The sequence below is a fragment of the Dyadobacter jiangsuensis genome (assembly GCF_003014695.1).
In the GTDB taxonomy this organism is placed as follows: Bacteria; Bacteroidota; Bacteroidia; order Cytophagales; family Spirosomataceae; genus Dyadobacter; species Dyadobacter jiangsuensis.
In genome coordinates, this window is the sequence record NZ_PYAS01000015.1 from 229,707 (window position 1) to 252,058 (window position 22,352).

Here is a 22,352-nt window from a genome sequence, read left to right on the forward strand (position 1 = left end):
GTAATGCGTTCAGAGGGATTAGCCGTACCTTTGTGGTCTTTGACGAACTGCATTATGACTTTTGAAGATTTAAATCTCACTAAACCGCTTCTGAAAGCGCTTTCAGAAGCGGGATATACGACGCCCACTACTATCCAGCACAAAGTCTTTTCGGTCATGATGTCCGGAAAGGATGTTTGCGGTATTGCCCAAACAGGTACCGGAAAGACATTCGCCTATTTGCTGCCGACACTTCGGCAGATTGAGTATGCCAAAGATCGCCTGCCGCAATTACTGATCCTCGTACCTACGCGCGAGCTCGTGGTGCAGGTACTGGAAGAAGTACGCAAGTTGGCAGCTTACACTACGTTGCAAGCCGTAGGCGTGTACGGCGGCGGGAATATCAAGGTACAAATGGCGGAGCTCCACGAGGGTGCCGATGTGGTGGTGGCCACGCCCGGACGCTTGTACGACCTTGCATTGAATGGCTCTTTGAAGAGTAAAAACATCAAAAAGCTGGTGATCGACGAGGTAGACGAAATGCTGAACCTCGGGTTCCGGCCCCAATTGAAAAACATCCTCGATTTACTTCCGCAGCGGCGCCAGAACCTGCTTTTCTCAGCTACCATTACCCAAGAAGTGGAAGCGCTGATGAAAACGTATTTCAATGACCCCGTGCGCATTGAGGCCGCGCCCGTCGGAACACCGTTGGATAATATCGAGCAGCAGGCTTATGATGTTCCCAATTTTTATACCAAAGTAAACCTGCTTGACCTTTTGCTCGACCGGCACGAGGAAATGAGCAAGGTCCTGATTTTTGTGGCTACCAAAAAGCTCGCCGACCAGCTTTACGGCCAGCTGGAACTCGGCTACATGAATAAAATCGGGGTTATCCATTCCAATAAGGACCAGAACCACCGTTTCAATACGATCAGGCAATTCCACGCCGGCAATTACCGCATCCTGATCGCCACCGATATTATCGCCCGCGGGCTCGACGTGGCAGAAGTATCGCACGTATTCAATTTCGATATTCCCGAAGTCCCTGAAAACTATATTCACCGCATAGGCCGCACCGGCCGCGCCGACCAGAAGGGTATTGCCATTTCTTTTATTACCGAACGTGAAAAGCCGTTTCAGGAGCAGATCGAGGAACTGATGGATTTTGAAATCCCCATGCTCCCGTTACCCGAAGGTTTGAAGATTTCGGAAATCCTGACACCCGACGAAGAGCCGAAAGTGTTCATGAAAAATATCGAGCTGAAACGTCCCAAACGCGAGGATGTAGGCCCGGCATTTCACGAGAAAAAAGCTAAAAATCAGAAGGTTAATGTCCGCCGTGACCATGCCAAGGAAAAAATGGCCAAATACGGGCGCCCTATCAAGCGCTCAGGCAACAAGCCCAAGAGAAATAGTTAAGCAACAGGTATTCAAATCATTTTGCCGGATTTCGTGTTGAGTTTACATGAATATCTGGCAAATCTTTCAAAGGCTGCGGCCTTTTGTCAAGCCGTATCACCGGCAAATCGCATTTGCATTATTCCTTACCTTGCTGGGTGCTGTCACGGCGCAGGTAAACCCCTGGGTCCTGCGCTATACCGTCGACACGGTACAATCCATGCACGACAAGCATTGGGGCATCCTGCAAGGTAAGGAGCTGCTGCTTCAAATCACGGTGATATTGTTCGTGAAGGAGATCGTGAACACGTTCATCGTTTTCGGGCAGCGATATTTTGGTGAAAAAATCCGTATCAAAGTTTCCAGCGATCTCGCCCAGAATGCCGTCAACCGCATCCTGACTTACAACCTGGCGTTTTTCAGCGATAATGAAAACCAGAAAGGCAAGCTGCAAACCCGCATCGACCGCGGCGCGGAGAGCCTTACGAAGCTGATCCAGAACTTCTTTATCGATATTCTGCCCTTGTTTGCTAATGCCGTTGTGGCACTGGGCATCATGTTCTCAGCCAATTTCTACGTCGGATGCATTGCATTGGCGATTCTTCCGGTTTATTTCTGGGTCAGTTACAAGCAAGCCGGCCAGTTGCAGGGTGTCCGCCGCAAATTGAAGCGGCAACGCGAAAACAAAAGCAACGGGCTCATCAACCTCATCGAATCGGTGATTGTGATCAAATCCTTCGTACGCGAGAAGCTGGAAGGCGAAAAACAGTACCGGCTGCAAATGGAACTGATGGATTCGCAACTCAAAACGCGGAAGACCAACTTCACTTATGACGGTATCAAGAGCTTTATCGAGCAAATCGGCGTGGTACTGATTATCATTCTCACAGCCTACCTCGTGCTCGATCAGCAAATGTCTATCGGCGCGATCATGTTCCATATTCTGCTCTTTAACAACGTCTCCGCTCCTATCCGCCAGCTGCACCGCATTTATGACGAGATGAACGACGCGTTAACGTATTCCGAAGGCTTCTTCGACATTCTGGATGCCAGCGACTCGGTGGAAACCAGCGGAGAAACCGTGAAACCCCAATTCCGGGGCGATTACGTGCTGCGAAATGTGTCATTTGCCTACCCCAACGGGACGAAGGCATTATCCGGCATCGATATGGAAATCAAATCGGGGCAAACTACGGCGTTGGTGGGGCTCTCGGGCGCGGGTAAAAGCACGTTAATCAACCTGCTGGTGGGCTTCTACGCGCAGGATATGGGCGAAATCCTGCTCGACGGGCGACCGCTGAAATCCTATGACCTGTCCTCACTCCGGAATGCGATTGGTATGGTGCTTCAAAAGAACCACATTTTCAAGGGCTCTATTGCGGAAAACATCTGGTACGGCAAGCCCGATGCTACCTGGGATGAGCTCGTAGAAGCCTCCAAAAGCGCCTATTTGCACGAGCAGATTATGGAGCTACCTCACGGATACGAAACGGATGCACAGCTGCTTTCGGGAGGCCAGCAACAGCGCATTGCCATTGCACGCCTTTTCCTCAAAAATCCGCCCATTATTTTCCTCGACGAACCCACGGCCAGCCTCGACGCCATTGCCACCGAGCAAATCAAAAACAGCCTCGACGCGATTAAGAAAAACCGGACGGTCGTAATCATTTCACACAGCCTGGCGCAAATTCTGGATTCAGATCAGATTTACGTCATGAAAAAAGGGCAGATCGTCGAATCCGGCAAACATGAGGAACTGTACGAGCAAAACGGCGTTTACAGGCAAATTTTTAATGCTTCCGCCCGAAGTCTGAACCTTGGGAAGATGCTCGAAACCATGAGCCGGGACCAGGATTGAAAAATTTTTGAAATATTTTTTCGGGTCGGTGATCTAAAGAGTTTCCTCCGTCGTATGTCGTTTCATGGTGACGAACGACCAATCCAAAACCGTTTAGCACATTTTGCGACACGCGGTGTGCGACACCCGGTGTGCGACACCCGGTGTGCGACACCCGGTGCGCGACACCCGGTGCGGATTTGAAGATACAATTAATTATTGTGGAGGGTAAGGTAATACATAGAGAGGGTGGCGAATGTCACCCTCTCTTTTTTGTACATAAAAAAACTCCCGGGAGAGCCCGGGAGTATGATATTGGAAGAGGTCTATGTGATATTAATGGCTTTCTTTTTCTTTTTCCAGGTTGAACAGATCGTTCAATACGTCGATCAGCGTTTCTGCTTCTCCTCTTTTACAGGCTGCTTTCAATTGAAGCACCGGCAGTTTGAGGATTTTCTGCATCATGCTGGTGGTAATGCGTTCCACTTTTTCCAGTTCCGATTCGGTGAGGTTTTTTGTAAAACGCCCCAACTCTTCTTTGCGGATCTGTTCCAGCGCGCCTTTCAGTTTCTGAATCGTCGGAGAAACGATCATCTCGCGCGACCAGTCGTTGAATTCAACTACTGCTTCGCTGATAATCTCTTCCACGTGCGGCACAGAATCCAGGCGGCGCTGCAATGCTTCATCGGCTTTTGACCGGATCGAATCGATCGTGTAGAGCATCACCCCCGGAACTTCTTCCACCTCTGGTGATACGCTGCGCGGTACCGAGAGGTCGATGAAATATTTGAATGACATGCCGCGGAGGCGCACCATCATTTCCTTCGTAAAGAATGGCTCTTCACGCTGAATGGACGATACGATAATATCGGCATTGGAAATTTCGGTTTCAATATCTGCAAAATCCGCCACCCGGAAACCCAACTCAGCGCCCAGCGCTTCGGCCTTGCTGCGGGTCCTGTTTACGAGTGTCACTTCCGCATTGGTATTTTGCGAAAGGTTGCGGCACACATCCGTTCCAATCTCTCCCAAGCCTACAACGAGTATTTTAGGGTTTGGCATGAGGCCTTCGAGCAATTCGACGGCCGCATAGGAAACGGAGGCAGCGCCATCGCGGAAAAATGTCTCCTGCGCTACACGTTTATTTGCAAAAAATATGGTGTGAAGCAATCGATGCAAAAACGGCCCGGCCATATTCAGGTCGGCCGACCATTGGTATGCATGCTTGATCTGGTTCGGGATTTGCATATCCCCTACCACTTGCGATTGCAAGCCTGTGGCTACGTGGAACAGGTGCTGCACCGCCGCGTCGCCTTCCGAAAACTGCTCGAAATAGGCTTTGAAGCTTTCTACATCCTCAACCCCTTTTTCGATCAGCAAAAGCTTGATAATGTCTTCATTAAGATCGTTGGCGGAGGAGTAGTATATTTCAGTGCGGTTGCAGGTGGAGACGGCAAGAACGTCGGCGATATCGAAAAAATCTTTGAGACGAAGCATCATGCTCTTTGCTTCCGCCTCATTCAATGCAAGCTGTTCCCTGATAGCAAGAGGAGCATTCCGATGTGATAAACTGACTGATTTGAACTGGTTATACATCACTTTGTCTAATTCGATGCACAAAAATACTTTACAAAAATCACAAATATAAATGTGGAACTATGACCGTTCACTTATTTAGAAAGCATTTAAATAAAACTGCCATAAGTCATACAAATTTCAACCCTGGAAAGGCTCGAAAACATGATCCCCGTCATATTCTTAACTGACGTGTGAGGGGATGAAAAACCGTCGTGAAGCCACTAAGCTTAAATTATTTGCGTTATTTGTAAACTATAACATTAATATCGGGCTTATTGTGCCCGACCCGGAATGATCAGCGAAACCCCAAAAGAAAAACCACGTTTCAAGCTGCACCCCGTAGCCATCCTGAACAGCCAGCGCCTGCGCCGTTCGTTGATGGACACCTACGACCAGAAGAGCTTTTATAAATACGTGATCGGGATTATCCTGCTCATACTAAGTATCGGTTCGCTGTTTTATACCGATAAGCTGGTGGAGGAGCTGGAAGAACGCGAAGAAAGGGAAGTGCAGCTTTATGCGGAAGGTTTGCGATATGTCGTCAACAGTCCGCTGGACGAAAACTTCAACGTGATTTACCAGGTCATTGAGGATGCCGTGAATTTCTACCAGATTCCGGCCATTTATGTGGATGAAAACAATATCCCAAATCCTAACAAGAACATTAAGTTTCCTGCCAAAGTAAGTCGCCAGGAACGCGAACGCATTATCCAGGAAAAGCTGGAAGAGATGAAGCTCGAACATCCGCCTATCCCGGTGGAACTCGGCAAAGGCCGGGCGGGAAAGATCTATTACAGCAACTCGTTTTTGCTTACACAACTTCGTTACTATCCGTTCTTGCAGCTGTCGGTCATGCTGCTGATAGGTTACCTCGCCTATCTCGCATTCAGTTCGGCACGAAAAGCGGAACAGAACAGGGTTTGGGTGGGTTTGGCGAAAGAAACTGCGCACCAGCTGGGCACGCCGCTGTCCTCGCTGATGGCCTGGGTGGAATACTTCCGCAGCGACCCGTCGATAGATCCGTCCATTGCCGAAGAAATTGAAAAGGACGTAATACGGCTGGAAATGATCACGACCCGTTTTTCGAACATCGGGTCTATCCCTACCCTCCGGCAGGAGCCTATCGCCGATATTGTGACCCATTTTATCAACTACCTCGAAAAACGGGTTTCTTCTAAAGTAAAATTCGAAGTTCACAACCAGCTTGCCGAAGAACAAACCACTTTGCTCAACAAGAACCTGTTTGAATGGGTGATCGAGAATATCTGCAAGAACGCGGTGGATGCGATGAGCGGCGTAGGCGAAATTCACGTTACGCTGCAAGCGCCTCCGCGTGCGAAGGAAATATGGATCGACATCGCTGATACCGGAAAAGGAATGACCAAGGCGCAGGCGAGCAAGATTTTCAATCCCGGTTTCAGTACCAAGAAACGCGGCTGGGGCCTGGGGTTAACACTTGCGAAACGGATCATCGAAAATTACCACGCGGGCAAGCTCTTCGTCAAAACCTCGGAGGTAGGAAAAGGAACGACATTCAGGATCATCCTGAATGCCGATATTGTAGAAGAATCTTAATGAATTACGGCAGGAGCGGTACCACTACCGTGTCTGTCGTGATCTCGTTGCTGATCCTGAATGCACGGTCGATAATAGTGGCTTTGAATTTCACCGTAGTCGGAACCGTGCTGTTTGATTTAAGGAAACGGGCGTTCAAATCCAGTTTACCCTTGATCGGACCAGCCTTCCCATCCAGTTTCAGCCTTGGAAAAAACTTGAATGAGTCGCCACTCATGATTCTTTCGGACCAGGTGCCGTTCTTCCGCTTGATCATCGTCACCAGCCTGTAATTTGCTTCCAGATTCCAGCCCGGTGCATTCTTATATTGCTTAGTAAAAACATCCAAATCCTGTACTTCTGCATTGGTAGCACCCAGATCACCGTCACCATCCTCAAAATCAACGGTAATTGTCACAACCTCCGTTTCCCCTGAAGGAGATCCGTTGACACTATCGATCTGTGTATCCTGAGAGATGCCGTTATAATAGAGAACCGGGGTATCGCTGAAATCGGGAATATCGACACAGCTAGCCGATGCTACCGCCAATAGTATGAACAAGGAAACTTGCAGCTTCATATGAGTTCTATTTTTAACTTTGCTTTTTTAGTATCTACGAAAGTAAGAGGATTGGAACTTCAAAACAATAAATCCATTGCCGAAATACGGGCAGGACTCCGTGAGCAAATCGTGACCTTCGAACCGGCCGATTTTGAGTCGCTTGCACTCAGGGTTTTCCGCTTTCAGGCCGAGTACAATCCCATTTACAGGGAGTATATCCGGCATCTGGGCGTCGATCCGGCACGCATCACCGATTTGACCCAAATTCCCTTCCTTCCAATCCAGTTTTTTAAGAATCATCGCGTCGCTACGGGGCATTCTTCCGACGCGTCAGTTATTTTCCAGAGCAGCGGGACAACCGGCCAGGCTACCAGCCATCATCACCTTTACGACGAACCACTTTACAAAGCTGTTTCCTATCGTATTTTCCAGCACAATTATGGCGATCTGAACCGCTTTCATATCCTGGCGCTGCTACCGTCATACCTTGAACGAAACAACTCTTCGCTCGTGTATATGATGCAGCACTTTATTGAGGAAAGCGAATCCGAATATTCAGGCTTTTACCTTAATAATACGGGTGAAATGCTGCATCGCCTGCGCCACCTCGCCGACAATCCCGATGGCAGGGGAGTTCTGCTGCTGGGCGTTACGTTCGCATTGCTGGATCTGGCGGAAAGCAGTTTTGACCTTTCATTTTTGCAAAACATCGAACATTTCACGGTGATGGATACAGGCGGGATGAAAGGCCGGCGGAAAGAGCTGCTTAGAGAGGAGGTTCACGATATTCTCACCGCGAGTTTCGGCGTGCCGGCAATCCATTCCGAATACGGCATGACCGAACTCCTTTCGCAAGGCTACTCGCATGGCCACGGCCTGTTCGTACCCGGGTATTCGATGCGCGTGCTGTTGCGCGACATCAACGATCCGTTCACGATCAGCGACCATAACCTCGGTTCATCCAAAACCGGCGGCATTAACGTGATTGACCTGGCCAACCTGGATACATGCTCATTCATCGAAACCCAGGACCTTGGGCGGTTCGGGGAAAAAGCGGGGACCTTCTACGTCATGGGCCGTTTCGACAATTCGGACATCCGTGGCTGCAATTTAATGGTTCTCTGAATCGTTAGCATCACCGTGCTGCGCATAACCGCGCGGTTACATTTTAATATAAATTTAATCCCTCCGAGTACCCTCTGAAATAGCCTGATACAGTCCTGGAAGCTATATAGAATCATTCTAACCAACATATGAGTCAGAATATTTCATAAATTAGCAGGCTGTTCAAAATTGCATTTATCAAATGCGGAATTTCACTTTGGATTGTTAACCTATATTAAGTATATCAGATGAAAAGACGTGATGCCCTTGGTCGTGTGGCACTATTAATGGGTGGCACACTCTCCGCGCCCACCATGCTGGCTTTTCTGGAAGGATGTAAATCTTCCACAGAGACTGCCTCAGCAATGACTTTTCCGTTCTCGACGGATCGCAAGGCACTTGTTTCGGAGGTGGCTGAAATTATCATTCCGAAAACGGACACCCCGGGGGCAAAGGACGCCAAAGTGGGAGAGTTTATTGAAATGATGCTGAAAGACTGCTACGCGGCAAAAGATCAGGAAAGCTTTAACAAGGGCTTGGCAGAGTTGGAGAAGAAGGATTTTCTGAAAGCGAAACCGGAAGAGCAAACCAAGATCCTGAAAGAGATGGAAGCCGATGCGAAAGACGAGCTCGCTAAGGCTGGTGAGGAAAAGAAAAAATATACCGAAGCAGGCAAGGAATATACCGACGCCGGTGTGCCGTTCTTCCGCCTGATGAAAGAGTTGACACTCCTGGGATACTTCACATCCGAACCGGGTGCTACGCAAGCGCTCGAATACGTTGCCGTTCCGGGCCGCTACGACGGCTGCATTGACCTGAAACCAGGCCAGAAAAACTGGGCAATGTAATCCCAAACATTCAAGTAGGGGCCACCACGGCCATATTTTAAAATTCTTTGAAGCATTTTCATCATGAATCTGAACATAAAAGCAACAAAACAAGCCACTTACGACGCAATTGTGGTGGGTTCGGGCATCAGCGGCGGATGGGCCGCTAAAGAGTTAACCGAGAAAGGTTTGAAAGTACTGATGCTCGAAAGGGGCCGGGACATCAAGCACATCGTAGATTACAAAACCGCTACCCTCGCACCGTGGGAGCTTGAACACCGCGGCAGGGTTACCACCGTGGCCAAAGAAGAATACTGGGCTGGTATCCGCACAGGCTACACTGCCAATGAAGAGCACCGTTACCTCTTCGAAAACGATAAAGAAAATCCTTACCTGGAAACCCGCAAATTCGACTGGATCCGTGCATATCACGTCGGTGGCCGCTCCCTGTTGTGGGGCCGCCAGAGCTACCGCCTCAACCCGGTCGACTTCGAAGCGAACGGTAAGGAGGGTATCGGCGTAGACTGGCCGATCCGTTATGCCGACATCGCTCCGTGGTACGACTACGTGGAGAAATTCGCGGGTATCAGCGGTGCCAAAGACGGCCTCGACGTGCTTCCCGACGGGCATTACCTGCCCCCAATGCAAATGAACTGTGTTGAAAAGCACGTCAAAGGCGAGGTAGAGAAGAAATTCGCAGGCCGCCACATTATCATGGGCCGTGCCGCACACCTTACACAGCCGCAGGCATTCCATACCGAGCTTGGCCGCGCAGCGTGCCAATTCCGTAATATGTGTATGCGCGGATGTCCGTACGGAGGCTATTTCAGCACGCAGGCAGCCACATTACCGGCAGCGCAGAAAACCGGCAACCTCACATTGCTCCCGGATTCGATCGTTTCGGAAGTGATTTTCGATGATAAGCTCAACAAAGCAACCGGCGTCCGCGTGATCAACCAGAATACCCTCGAAACGAAGGAGTACTTTGCCAAAATCATCTTCCTGAATGCATCGGCAATCGCTTCGTCATCGATTATGATGAACTCGAAATCGAAACGCTTCCCGAACGGATTGGGTAACGATAGCGACCAGCTGGGCCGTAACATCATGGACCACCACCTGGCAGTAGGCGCAAGAGGCGATGTGGACGGTTTTGAAGACAAATACTATTTCGGACGCCGTGCGAACGGTATCTATATTCCACGTTACCGCAACTGGGGCAACGATAAGCGTGACTACGTGCGCGGGTTCGGTTACCAGGGTGGTGCAAGCCGCGAAAGCTGGGGCCGTGGTGTAGGAACCGACGGTTTCGGTGCCGATTTCAAAAAGGAAATCTCGCAACCAGGCGGATGGACGATGAACATCGGTGGTTTCGGTGAAATGATCCCCGACGAGAAAAACCGCTTCACCCTGCACGCTACCGAAAAAGACAAATGGGGCCTCCCGGTAGTTGTTTTCGATGCGGCTTATGGCGAGAACGAGAAAAAAATGCGTCAGGATATGATGAACGATGCAGCTGAAATGCTCGAAGCGGCCGGTCTGAAAAACGTGACACCTTACAACGACGAATCGAAACACCCGGGTATCGGTATCCACGAAATGGGTACGGCTCGTATGGGTAACGACCCTAAAACTTCCGTTCTGAATAAGAACAACCAGGTTTGGGGCGCAGAGAACGTATATGTTACCGACGGATCGTTCATGACCTCGGCATCATGTGTGAACCCATCGCTGACCTACATGGCGATGACTGCACGCGCTGCCGACCATGCTGTGAAGGAGCTCAAAAAGATGAATGTATAACGGGTCTTGACCCGCATCACGCCAAAACCTCGCAGGTAAATCCTGCGAGGTTTTTTCTTTTTGGGTGTAACCCTTTCCGGCTATTTATCAGTATTGCCTGTAACCGTTCCCTAAACCACCTTGTTTTGAAACAAACCACTACCCTGCCGCCTCAACGTGTTTCGTCTGTCGACGCCTACCGTGGATTTGTAATGTTCCTCATGATGGCCGAAGTGCTGCGGCTCGGCAGAGTGGCCGAGGCATTTCCGGAGAGCGCTTTCTGGGCATTTCTGGATTTCCACCAAAGTCACGTTCCCTGGGTAGGATGCTCGCTCCACGACCTGATCCAGCCTTCTTTCTCATTCCTCGTCGGCGTAGCCCTACCCTATTCCATGGCGAGCCGCGCGAGCAAAAATCAGTCGGTGACGATGATGTGGATACACACGATCCGGCGCTCGCTGATCCTGATATTGCTGGGTATTTTCCTGCGCTCGATGCATTCGGAGCAGACCAACTTTACTTTTGAAGATACCTTAACACAAATAGGGATGGGGTACCCGATCCTTTTCGCCCTGGGATTCGCTTCGGAGAAAATTCAACGGGACGCGTTAGTCTGGGGCGCATTAGCGGTGATTTTGGTAGGTTATGCGGCATTCTTCGCATTATACCCGCTCCCGGGCCCCGATTTCGACTGGTCGCAAACCGGCACTACTGCCGACTGGGAACATAACCTGAAAGGCTTCGCGGCACATTGGAACAAAAACACCAATGCGGCCTGGGCATTCGACCGATGGTTTATGAACCTCTTCCCACGCGAAAAACCGTTCGAGTTCAACGGCGGCGGTTACAGCACATTGAGCTTCATCCCCACGTTAGGAACCATGACATTAGGTTTGATCGCCGGTAAATGGCTGAAATCCGCTACTTCATCGACCTTTTTATTAAAACGCTTCCTGATTACCGCGGTTGTGCTTTTGGTGCTCGCATTGGCATTCCATTTCACAGGCCTTAACCCGATCGTGAAACGCATCTGGACACCCGCCTGGACGCTATTCAGCGGCGGCTGCGCATTTCTGCTCTTGTCCGCATTCTATTTTGTGGTGGATGTGAAAGATTTAAAATCCTGGTTCTTCCCGTTGATCGTGATCGGTACCAATTCGATTGCAGCTTATGTGATCGCCGACGGCTTCGGAAGCTTCATCCGCGGATCGTTCAAAATCCATCTCGGGCAGCATTACGATGCCGTTTTTGGCGAAAGTTACGCTTCGCTCGTGAGCGGCGCGCTGATCCTGCTGACCGAATGGCTGATCCTCCGGTGGATGTACAAAAAGAAGATTTTCATCAAGATCTGAGTTGCAGCCCTATCTTTGGGATTATTCTCAACTATTTTTTCCATGCTGAAACTTCAAGCCGTACACCATATCGCGATCATTTGTTCCGACTATTCAAAGTCGAAACAGTTTTATACCGAAATTCTTGGATTCCATATCGACCGTGAAGTTTTCCGCGAGGCGCGCGACTCTTACAAGCTCGACCTTTCGCTGAATGGCCAGTACATTATCGAGCTGTTTTCATTCCCGTCGCCGCCCGCACGCGTATCACGCCCGGAGGCTTGCGGCCTGAGGCACATTGCTTTCAAGGTGGAAAACGTGGAAGAAGCAATCACCGATTTGAATGCAAAAGGTATTTTCCCGGAACCAGTCCGGATCGACGAGTTCACAGGAAAGAAATTTACCTTCTTCGCAGATCCCGACGATCTGCCAATCGAGTTGTATGAAATTTAACGGGAACGTCGTCAGGCAGCTGCCGTGAAGCCGTAGCCATAGCTCCGTTGGTTGCCTGATTCGAGTTTGCAAAGCATATCGTAGAACTCCGAAGTACGCGTAAGGTGCTCGTCCATCAGACGCTGCGCCTCAGGCTCACGATCGAGATAATTCCTGAGCGATTTGTAGAGCTGAATGGTCGCCGCTTCAATTTTTTTGAGGCAGGAAGCCACTTCTTCCCTCCCCGTTGCTTTTTCAAGCAACTGCAGGGAAGTATGGGAAGTGATCTGGTTTTGGTCGGCCAGCTCCTTATCGTTGAGAAAACATTTGAAGTAATCGTATACAGCACGGATTTCTTTCTGGAACAACACAGCACTCACGTGCCCCTGGCTCAGCATGCGCCTGAACGGCCCCATACCGTCCTTCTTCAATGCTTCCAGGTACAGAACCTCCCTCTTCTTCTGCTCATTCCATAACGCCCTGATCATCTGAATGAACTCCTTGCCCTTGTTCTCCTCCATATGCTGTAAAAGTTAAAGCGTTGTAGGATTAGTTCTTAAAAAATTGTACCCGAATCAGCGTCTACATCCTGCTTTATAGATATTTAAATAGTAATTCCTTTTTAAGTCATAAAAACTATTTAATAAACTTTTTTCAAAATATCGGGCACAAAAATAACGGCGTTTTGTGGGCAAATTTTGCCATAACTGTGACCGGCGAGATGGGGAAATGTGGATTGAGCAAACCACATACCCGTGCGCATTTTTTTGTCCTGACAAGAAAGCGGCTAACTTTGCTGGCTTTACAATATTTGAGCGCTATCGCGGTTTTTACTTTGCAGTCGCGAAAGCCTAATACAAATTCTGAATATGTCCAAAATCAAGTTTCATATTGGTCTCGTTACGATTTCACTTGTCAGCGCGTGTAAAACAACGGCCCCGCCGAAGCAAACGGTAGCCGAAACACAGCCGCTCCTCGAAATCGGCAAAGAGCAATTCTCCCTCGATGATTACCAGGATTCCTACAATAAAAACAAGTTCGCATCCGATTCGACCAAAGCATTAACACCGGAGGAATACCTTCCGCTCTACACCGACCTGAAAATCAAAGTACTTCAAGCGAAGTCAGAAGGAAAAGATACCACGCTCGACTACCGCGAAGAAATAGCTTCCTATCGTGATCAGCTGGCCAAAAATCATTTGGTAGACAAAGATTTAGTCGAAAAACTGACCAACGAAGCTTATAACCGACTGAAACAGGAAGTACGGGCATCTCACATACTCGTCGGCGTTTCCGAAGACGCCTCGCCCGCAGACACACTCGAAGCCTACCGTGCAGCGATTGCTCTCCGCGGACGCCTTGAAGAAGGTTCGGATTTCGCCGATATGGCGGCCCGCTTCTCCAAAGATCCCGCTGCAAAAACAACAAAGGGCGATCTGGGCTATTTCACCGCTTTCCAAACGCTCTATCCGATCGAAACCGCAGCTTACGCATTGCCCGTAGGAAAAATATCGCAGCCAGTTCGGACGAAGGCGGGTTACCACCTTATTAAAGTGAACGACCGCAGAACCAACCGCGGCATGGTGCGTGTGGCGCATATCATGGTAAAGGTGGATACGACTGGCACAGCAGCTCAGAAAGAATCGGCCAAAGCGCGCATCGACGAGGCCTATACGCAACTCCAAAACGGTGCAGAATGGAACATGGTAGTCGACAAATATTCCGACGACCGCGAATCCAGAAAAAATGGCGGACTGCTACCCCTGTTCGGTACCGGCCAGATGGTACCGGAGATCGAGGAAGCCGCATTTGCATTGCCCCGCGTGCAATCCTACTCAAAACCCGTGCTCACCATTTACGGCTGGCATATTATTCGTCTGGTCGAAAAACGCCCGATTGAAACGCTGGCCAACATGGCTCCGTCGCTTCGCAAGAAAGTCGTGACGGACTCGCGCGGTAAGGTGATCGAGCAGGCCAATGCAAAGCGCTTACGCGAGAAATATGCCGTACAAGAAGCCGCCGATCAGTGGCAGCAAGTTGCGGCATTGGCAGATAGCACATTGCGGACCGGCAAATGGGATTACCAACGCGCCGTTTCGGCCGATTGGTCTACCGTTACCCTTTTCCGCATCGAGCAGCGGCCTTACGATGCCTTGTCGTTTCTGAACTACGTCAAACGCAAGCAAACTCCCCGCCCGAAGGACGCATCGCCGGCGGTTGTTTTCCGTCGCTACTACAACGATTACCTCAACGAATCGCTCGTGGACTATGAAAAAGAGCATTTGGAAGAGAGTAATCCCGAATTCCGCAGCCTGATGAATGAAATCCGCGAGGGTGTGCTGCTTTCGCAGATCATGGAAGAGCAGGTTTGGCAGCGCTCGCTTTCGGACTCTACCGGACAGCGTAGTTTTTATGAGCGGAACAAGACCCGCTACAACTATCCGGAACGTGCATTCGCGACGATCGTAACGGCGAAAGACACGCAAACTTTAAACAGCGTGAAAAAAACTTTAGCCGCCAGCCCTTATAAGCTGGAAAGAAAATCGAAGGAACTGCTATTCCCTGTCAACTCAGCAGAAATAGGCAATCAGCAGCTGGAAGCGCTGAATGACCTTTATATTATCATGGAAAAAAATGCGGATTACGTGGTTGAAATCGCCGGATATCGTGCTGCGGATGAGCCAGAAACCATTTCTTCGACCCGCGCCCGTAATGTTGTAAAATATTTAAATGCACGAAACATCCCTATTCTGCGTATCATAGAAAAAGACTACGGCTCTTTCCGGCAATCGGCCGAGCAGGAGCGTAACCGTCGGGTGGCATTCCAGTTTTACAGCCAGTCGAAAAGTGATGTGGAAAAGGTGTACAATGGGGATACCCCCGGCTCGGTAACGATCCGTGAAGGCTATTTCCCAAAAACCGATCCGCTGTTCGCTGGTTTCAAATGGCAGGCCGGCGAGCAGACGATTACCAGCGACGGCAGCTTTTTGTGGACGAATGTAGCGAAGATCGATCCACCACGTCCCAAAACGTTTGCGGAAGCACGCGGTACGGTGATCAACGATTACCAGAAAGAGCTGGAAAAACAATGGCAGGCGAAGTTGCAGGAGAAGTTCCCGGTTAAAGTCAATGCACAGGAATTAGAAAAAATTAAGCGTTAGCCGTATTTTAGCATTTATAAATCGAATCTGTTTCATTTTTAGGAGTTTAATTCAATAAAACCCGCAATAATCCAAATCAGCATACAAGGAAAAATATGAAAGTAAATAAATGGATCGGGGCTCATTTGATAGCCGCTTTCATGCTGCTGATCAGCGTGATAAGCTACGGACAAGGTCAGCAGGGAGTGAGCCTTGACAAGATCATCGCCAGGGTCGATAACCACTACATCCTGAATTCGGAGCTGGAAGAGATGTACAACCAGTACAAGGCCGAAGGACGTCAGGCGCCCGAAAAATGCCAGTTGCTGGAATCCCTGATCATCAATAAAATGCTCCTCGCCAAAGCGGAAATCGACTCAGTAACCGTGGAGGACAAGGACGTGGACGGTGAACTGAATGCAAAAATGAACTACATGATTCAACGCTTCGGTTCAGAGAAGAACATCGTGGAAGCGTATGGCAAAAGCGTCGAAAACCTCAAAGGGGAGCTTCGCCAGCAAGTGAAAGAGCAGAAAATCGTCGAAAAAATGCAGCGCACAATCTCCGGCAATGTGAAGATCACACCGGCGGAAGTACGCAAATTCTTCAACTCGATTCCCAAAGACAGCTTGCCTTACATCCCCTCGGAAGTGGAAGTGGGCCATATTGTGAAGAAGGGAACCGTCACGCGCGAACAGAAAGAGAAACTACGGCAGCAATTGCTGGACCTGAAAGCGCGGGCTGAAAAAGGCGAAGATTTTGCGATGCTGGCGCAGATTTATTCGGAAGATTTGGGTTCCGCGAAAGTAGGCGGCGACCTTGGCTTTGCGAAACGCGGTGCGATGGTACCCGAGTTCGAAGGCGCTGCTTTGGGGCTCAAACCAGGAGAAATGTCAGGCATCGTCGAATCACAGTTCGGTTTTCACCTGATCAAACTCCTCGAAACACGTGGTGCCGAATACCACGCAAGGCACATCTTGCTCCGCCCCGACTACAACAAGGGCACGGATATGACCTCAGCCACCCGCGCGCTCGACAGCCTCCGCACGCTCATCAAAAGCGATACGTTGAAATTCGCGAAAGCGGCTTTGGATAACTCCGATGATAAAGAAACCGCAGAATCGGGCGGGTTGATCCAGGACAGAAGTACAGGACAATCCAAGCTCACACTCGACGCTTCCATGGACCCGGCCCTCTATTTCGCGATCGATACCATGAAAGTAGGTGATTTGAGCATGCCTGTTTCATATCGTTTGGAGGACGGCAGCAGCGCAATGCGTATCCTTTGGTACAAAAGCAAATCGGAACCGCATACCGCTAACCTACACGACGACTACGAGAAAATGGCGCAGATCGTACTCAGCAACAAGCGCAACAATGCGCTGGAAGAGTGGTTCAAAAAAGCGCAGGGCGACGTTTATATCAGCATCGAACCGGAATACAGAAATTGTAAAGTATTGGGCCTGGCCGCCAACGCCGACGATTTATAGCGGTAAAATGGCGGTAATCATTGCTTTTAACGAGTGAAAATCTAACCAAACATAACGTGAAGTATTCATCGGACGTAGAAGCTGCCGAAGCTATGAAAGTAGCTTATGATAAAATCCGGAGTGAAATCGGGAATGTGATTATCGGACAGGATGAAGTTGTTAAGAGACTGCTCACCGCCATTTTTTGCCAGGGACACTGCTTGCTGGTAGGCGTTCCGGGCCTTGCGAAAACACTTCTGATCCAGACCATCGCTTCTTCGCTTGACCTGAACTTCAACCGGATCCAGTTTACGCCCGATTTGATGCCTTCCGATATTCTCGGTTCGGAAACACTCGATCAGAACCGGAATTTCAAATTCATCAAAGGCCCAATCTTCGCGAATATTATCCTGGCCGACGAGATTAACCGGACTCCGCCTAAGACGCAGTCCGCGTTGCTGGAAGCGATGCAGGAATACTCGGTAACGATTGCAGGTGCCAAACATCCGCTCGACAAGCCATTTTTCGTACTGGCTACGCAAAACCCGATCGAACAGGAAGGTACCTATCCCCTGCCCGAAGCGCAGCTGGACCGTTTCATGTTCATGATCCAGCTCGACTATCCTTCGTACGCCGAGGAGGTGAATATCGTCAAAAATACGACCAGCGATATCCGTTACCAGGTTCAGAAAGTTATCACAGCAGAAGAAATCACCGATTTCCAGCACCTTGTACGCCGTGTACCCGTGACCGACCACGTGATCGAATACGCGGTAAAACTGGTACATAAAACCCGTCCGAAAGGCAGTTTGGCCATCAAGGACACCAACGATTACCTCGAATGGGGCGCAGGGCCGCGGGCATCGCAGTCACTCATCCTGGCCGCAAAGTGTAATGCATTGCTTTCGGGAAAATATTCGCCGGATATCGAGGATGTGAAAGCGGTTGCATTGCCGGTATTGCGTCACCGCATTATCCGCAATTTCAAGGCCGAGGCAGAAGGTATTTCTGTCGACGATATTATCGGACGACTGCTTTAAACCAGTAAGAATTTACTATTTCAACATTATAAGTTTGTGTCGTTCGCGGATGGCACAAACTTTTGTTTTTTAGGCAAAACCAATTAATCCACATCATCACAATGACGACCATTCAAGGTAAAAACTTCATAGGATATACGCTATCGTCCGAGGGCGAAAAGCAATTTAAAGCTTACGCACCAGCAAGTGACAGCTACCTTCCCGAGTCCTTCCAGTGTGCAACCACTGAGGAGGTGAATAAAACTATGGCTCTGGCCGCAAAAGCATTCGATAGCTACTCGCAAGTACCGGCAGCAGAGCGAGCGGCCTTTCTGATCGCCATTACCGAGGAACTACTTGCATTGGGCGACCAGCTGCTCGAAAGAGCGAGCCAGGAAACAGGATTACCTATCGCCCGGTTGCAAGGCGAACGCGCCCGTACAATCAACCAGCTCACCCAGTTCGCGCAACTCCTTCGGGAAGGCTCCTGGGTGGAAGCCTCCATTGATACCGCCCTACCCGACCGCTCACCGGTTCCCAAGCCCGATATCCGCAAAATGCTGGTCCCGATCGGGCCGGTGATCGTGTTTGGTTCGAGCAACTTTCCATTTGCCTATTCTGTGGCTGGTGTGGACTCCGGGCCTGCATTGGCAGCGGGCAACCCGGTGATCGTCAAAGCCCATCCCGCTCACCCGGGCGTGAGCGACCTCACCGCGCAGGCGATCGTACGTGCGGCGGAACGGACGGGCATGCCCGATGGAACATTCTCGATGCTGTATGACGATGGATTTGAAGTAGGGACTGCGTTGGTAAAGCATCCGGCCAGCAAGGCTGTCGGGTTTACGGGCTCGTACCGGGGCGGGATGGCACTGTACCGGCTTGCGCAAGAGCGTGAAGAGCCGATTCCGGTATTTGCGGAAATGGGCAGCGTAAACCCGATTGTGGTTTTGCCCCAATATTTGAAAAACAACGCGGAGCAACTCGGCAAAACGCTGGCTAGCTCGGTAAGTCTCGGTGCAGGGCAGTTTTGTACGAATCCGGGATTGGTGTTTATGACAAAATCAGAAGGACTGGAAGTATTCCAAAATGCATATAAGACTGAAATTCTGAACACTCCTTCCGCCACAATGCTGACAGCGGGTATTTGTAAAACCTATTACAAACTACGCGGAGAAGCATTGGAGCAGCCGGAAGTTTCCGCACTGGCTATTTCCGATCTGCATTCAGAAGGTCAAAATCAGGCAGCAGCTTCCATTGCGTTGGTTTCAGGTAAAACTTTCATTGCTAATCCGAAATTACATGAAGAAGTTTTCGGGCCGTTCTCATTGCTGATTGTTTGTGAGGATACGGATGAATTGTACGAAGCCCTGGCGCATTTAAAAGGACAACTCACAGCCACATTGATCGCCGAAGAAGCGGAGGTCGCGCATTATCCGAAAATCGTACGCCAATTAGCCAAAATTTCCGGCCGCTTTATCATGAACGGCGTGCCTACCGGCGTGGAAGTTTGCCCCTCTATCCACCACGGCGGTCCATTCCCGGCGACAGCGGATTCCAAGTTTACCTCGGTAGGAAGGCATTCGATCCTGCGGTTTGTCCGACCGCAATCGTTTCAGAACTGGCCAGACGCACTTTTACCCGATGAACTGAAAAACAGTAACCCGCTGGGTATTTTCAGGCTCGTCGACAACGTCCAGACCAAAGACGCGGTCAGTTAAACAACGATTCGGGATAGCCGACTTCCACGAGAAATAAACCTTCTGCCGGGGCCTGCGCTCCGGCATTTTTTCTGTTACGGGAAAGGATTATTTGCTCAAAATCGGCCACCGTGATCTTTTGGCGCCCGACTTCCAGCATTGTTCCTACCAATGCGCGCACCATACCTCTAAGAAAGCGGTTTGCTTTGACATGGAATACCAGCATTTCATCAGATTCTACCCAGTGAGATTCGGTGATCGTACAGCGAAAGTTGTTGACATTCGTGTGGATCTTGCTGAAACTTTCAAAATCATTGTGCGCAAGCAGCAATGCGGCTGCGTCGTTCATGCGGGCCACGTCCAGGTTCCGCCGCATTTGCGTCGCCAAATCGGTTAAAAATGGGTTTTTCTGATAGGTAATACGGTATTCGTACTTGCGGTGCGTTGCCGCAAACCTTGAATGTACGTCCTCGTTCACCGGGATTATGCGCTGGATCGCCACATCCCGGGGAATCAGTGCGTTGAGTTTGTAAACCAGCAGATCGGCATCCTTAACAGCCTCCGGTAAATCAAAATGAGCAAATTGCTGTTCTGCATGTACACCTGCATCGGTACGGCTGCTGCCGGTAAGTTCAACGGGCATTCGCAACACTTTGGCGAGGGCTTCTTCGAGCACCTGCTGGACGCCCAATGCATTGTTCTGTTTCTGCCAGCCGTTATAGGCCGTGCCGCGGTAGCTGAATTCTAGGAAATAGCGCATTTTGCAAAATTAAGCCAAACCTCCGGATTTACGATTTCGACGGCCCGGTTGCGGAATTTGCAGGAAGAAGGTTAACTTTGAAAATTGGAAAATTTCATTTTAGTATGATTACGGAAGACAAAAAAGAAGAGAAAAGCCTGAATTTTATCGAGGAGATTATTGACGCTGACCTGCAATCAGGAAAATATACCCAGATTATTACACGCTTTCCCCCCGAACCCAATGGCTATCTGCACATTGGGCATGCTACGAGCATTTGCCTGAATTTCGGGCTGACCAAGAAATTTCCGGGTTATACCAATCTGCGATTTGACGATACCAATCCGGTGACCGAAGACACCGAATACGTTGAAAATATCAAGAATGACATCCGCTGGCTGGGTTTTGAATGGGAGAACGAGAACTACGCTTCCGACTATTTCGACACCCTTTACGGCTATGCGATCAAGCTGATCAACGAAGGCCTGGCATATGTGGATGACTCCACGTCGGAGGAAATCGCGACGCTGAAAGGCACGCCTACCGAGCCAGGCAAGGACAGCCCCTACCGCAACCGCAGCGTGGAAGAGAACCTTGCACTTTTCGAACAAATGAAAAACGGCAACTTCCCCGACGGAAGCCGCACGCTGCGTGCCAGAATCGACATGGCGCACATCAATATGCTTATGCGCGATCCTATTTTGTACCGCATTAAGCATGCGCATCACCACCGGACAGGCAACAAATGGTGCATTTACCCGATGTACGACTTCGCGCACGGGCAAAGCGACGCCATCGAGACCGTCACGCATTCGATTTGTACGCTGGAATTTGCACCGCACCGCGAGCTGTACGACTGGCTGATCGAAAAACTCGGCATTTATACTTCGCATCAATATGAATTTGCCCGCCGTAACCTCAACTACACCGTTACCAGCAAGCGCAAATTGCTCCAACTGGTACAGGAAGGCCGCGTAAGCGGCTGGGATGATCCGCGTATGCCGACAATCAGCGGTATGCGCCGCCGCGGCTACACCGCATTCGCGATTCGCGATTTCTGTGACCGCATCGGGGTTGCCAAACGTGAGAATATGGTGGATGTAGGGTTGCTGGAATTCTGTGTGCGTGAGGATTTGAATAAACAGGCATTGCGCCGGATGGTTGTGCTCGATCCGCTGAAAGTGGTGATCACCAACTTCCCGGAAGGCGTTACCGAAATGTGCCACAGCGAAAACAACCCGGAAGATATTTCGACCGGCAACCGCGAAATTCCTTTCACCCGTGAGATTTTCATTGAAAAAGAAGATTTCATGGAAATACCGTCTAAAAAATACTTCCGCCTGGCTCCCGGCAAAATGGTGCGTCTGAAAGGCGCTTACATTATCCAATGCGATGATTTTGTAAAAGACGAGAACGGCGAAATCACCGAGGTACGCTGTACTTACATTGAAAACAGCAAAAGCGGCCAGGATACGACCGGCATTAATGTAAAAGGAACTTTGCACTGGGTTTCGGCGGTGCATGCTGCTGAAATTGAAGTACGGTTGTACGACCGCCTCTTCTCGGTTGAAGATCCGTCGTCCGAAGACGGTGATTTCAAAGATTACCTTAATCCGGATTCACTGCACGTGATCACCGGCTATGCAGAACCGGCATTGCTGGAAGCCAAAGAAGGCGAATCATTCCAATTCCTCAGAAAAGGCTATTTCGCTAAAGACCCGGACAGCACAGCCGATAAGCTGGTCTTTAACCGAACATCGACACTGCGCGATAACTGGGCGAAAGCTGGCAACTGAAATTAATCTTCTTGGGGCTGACTAAAAAGGCCCGAGTCAATTTGGCTGTAAATAGGCTTTTTGGATTTTTGAGACTGATAGAAGCCTGGTTAAATTAACAAGGGGTCA

General features: G+C 49.8%; 17 protein-coding genes. 13 read left to right on the forward strand and 4 right to left on the reverse strand.

Annotated features, from left to right (window positions below):
- The first annotated feature begins 54 nt into the window (after positions 1-54).
- Both CLV60_RS27175 and CLV60_RS27180 read left to right on the forward strand, forming a co-directional pair.
- Positions 55-1,398: a DEAD/DEAH box helicase gene (locus tag CLV60_RS27175; RefSeq protein ID WP_106598568.1), complete on the forward strand. Its 1,344-nt coding sequence runs from the start codon at positions 55-57 to the stop codon at positions 1,396-1,398.
- 46 nt (positions 1,399-1,444) lie between these two features.
- Positions 1,445-3,235, forward strand: a complete 1,791-nt coding sequence (locus CLV60_RS27180) for an ABC transporter ATP-binding protein (RefSeq protein WP_106598544.1) — start codon at positions 1,445-1,447, stop codon at positions 3,233-3,235.
- Between the two features lie 315 nt (positions 3,236-3,550).
- On the opposite strand, the gene hemA is transcribed toward CLV60_RS27180, so the two are convergent.
- Positions 3,551-4,810 (reverse strand): glutamyl-tRNA reductase, encoded by a 1,260-nt coding sequence (hemA, locus tag CLV60_RS27185; RefSeq protein ID WP_106598545.1) that lies wholly within the window; start codon positions 4,808-4,810, stop codon positions 3,551-3,553.
- Positions 4,811-5,083: 273 nt separating this feature from the next.
- On the opposite strand from hemA, the gene CLV60_RS27190 reads away from it, so the two are divergent.
- Positions 5,084-6,367 (forward strand): sensor histidine kinase, encoded by a 1,284-nt coding sequence (locus tag CLV60_RS27190; RefSeq protein WP_106598546.1) that lies wholly within the window; start codon positions 5,084-5,086, stop codon positions 6,365-6,367.
- Between the two features lie 4 nt (positions 6,368-6,371).
- Here CLV60_RS27190 and CLV60_RS27195 read toward each other — a convergent pair whose 3' ends face one another.
- Entirely contained in the window at positions 6,372-6,926 is a 555-nt protein-coding gene (locus CLV60_RS27195; protein ID WP_106598547.1) for a hypothetical protein, read from the reverse strand.
- A gap of 51 nt (positions 6,927-6,977) precedes the next feature.
- On the opposite strand from CLV60_RS27195, the gene CLV60_RS27200 reads away from it, so the two are divergent.
- The 5 genes from CLV60_RS27200 (at position 6,978) to gloA2 (ending at position 12,405) form a co-directional block, all read left to right on the forward strand.
- Positions 6,978-8,033, forward strand: coding sequence for a long-chain-fatty-acid--protein ligase (locus CLV60_RS27200; RefSeq protein ID WP_106598569.1), 1,056 nt, complete (start codon positions 6,978-6,980; stop codon positions 8,031-8,033).
- Between the two features lie 227 nt (positions 8,034-8,260).
- A complete protein-coding gene (locus CLV60_RS27205) occupies positions 8,261-8,860 on the forward strand; it encodes a gluconate 2-dehydrogenase subunit 3 family protein (protein WP_106598548.1) in 600 nt (199 codons plus the stop codon).
- A 63-nt stretch (positions 8,861-8,923) separates the two neighbouring features.
- A complete protein-coding gene (locus CLV60_RS27210; protein ID WP_106598549.1) occupies positions 8,924-10,642 on the forward strand; it encodes a GMC family oxidoreductase in 1,719 nt (572 codons plus the stop codon).
- Positions 10,643-10,767: 125 nt separating this feature from the next.
- A complete protein-coding gene (locus CLV60_RS27215) occupies positions 10,768-11,973 on the forward strand; it encodes an acyltransferase family protein (protein WP_374755659.1) in 1,206 nt (401 codons plus the stop codon).
- A gap of 42 nt (positions 11,974-12,015) precedes the next feature.
- Positions 12,016-12,405 carry an SMU1112c/YaeR family gloxylase I-like metalloprotein gene (gene gloA2 / locus CLV60_RS27220; protein WP_106598550.1) on the forward strand — a complete coding sequence of 130 codons (390 nt, stop codon included), beginning with the start codon at positions 12,016-12,018 and terminating at the stop codon, positions 12,403-12,405.
- Between the two features lie 11 nt (positions 12,406-12,416).
- Here gloA2 and CLV60_RS27225 read toward each other — a convergent pair whose 3' ends face one another.
- Positions 12,417-12,905: a hypothetical protein gene (locus tag CLV60_RS27225; protein WP_106598551.1), complete on the reverse strand. Its 489-nt coding sequence runs from the start codon at positions 12,903-12,905 to the stop codon at positions 12,417-12,419.
- 348 nt (positions 12,906-13,253) lie between these two features.
- Here CLV60_RS27225 and CLV60_RS27230 point away from each other — a divergent pair, with 348 nt between their 5' ends.
- From CLV60_RS27230 to CLV60_RS27245, 4 genes are all read left to right on the forward strand, one after another.
- Positions 13,254-15,545, forward strand: coding sequence for a peptidylprolyl isomerase (locus CLV60_RS27230; RefSeq protein WP_106598552.1), 2,292 nt, complete (start codon positions 13,254-13,256; stop codon positions 15,543-15,545).
- Positions 15,546-15,640: 95 nt separating this feature from the next.
- The gene (locus CLV60_RS27235; RefSeq protein ID WP_106598553.1) at positions 15,641-17,014 is read left to right on the forward strand and encodes a peptidylprolyl isomerase; all 1,374 of its coding nucleotides are present in this window, start codon (positions 15,641-15,643) and stop codon (positions 17,012-17,014) included.
- Between the two features lie 56 nt (positions 17,015-17,070).
- Entirely contained in the window at positions 17,071-18,033 is a 963-nt protein-coding gene (locus tag CLV60_RS27240; protein ID WP_106598554.1) for an AAA family ATPase, read from the forward strand.
- A 101-nt stretch (positions 18,034-18,134) separates the two neighbouring features.
- Positions 18,135-19,730 carry an aldehyde dehydrogenase (NADP(+)) gene (locus tag CLV60_RS27245; RefSeq protein ID WP_106598555.1) on the forward strand — a complete coding sequence of 532 codons (1,596 nt, stop codon included), beginning with the start codon at positions 18,135-18,137 and terminating at the stop codon, positions 19,728-19,730.
- Here the strand turns inward: CLV60_RS27245 and truA are convergent.
- On the reverse strand, positions 19,723-20,469 hold the full coding sequence (gene truA, locus CLV60_RS27250; RefSeq protein WP_106598556.1) for a tRNA pseudouridine(38-40) synthase TruA: 747 nt from the start codon (positions 20,467-20,469) through the stop codon (positions 19,723-19,725). The two genes, CLV60_RS27245 and truA, sit on opposite strands and share 8 nt — an antisense overlap.
- Positions 20,470-20,573: 104 nt before the next feature.
- On the opposite strand from truA, the gene CLV60_RS27255 reads away from it, so the two are divergent.
- Positions 20,574-22,244 (forward strand): glutamine--tRNA ligase/YqeY domain fusion protein, encoded by a 1,671-nt coding sequence (locus tag CLV60_RS27255; RefSeq protein ID WP_106598557.1) that lies wholly within the window; start codon positions 20,574-20,576, stop codon positions 22,242-22,244.
- Positions 22,245-22,352 lie beyond the last annotated feature (108 nt).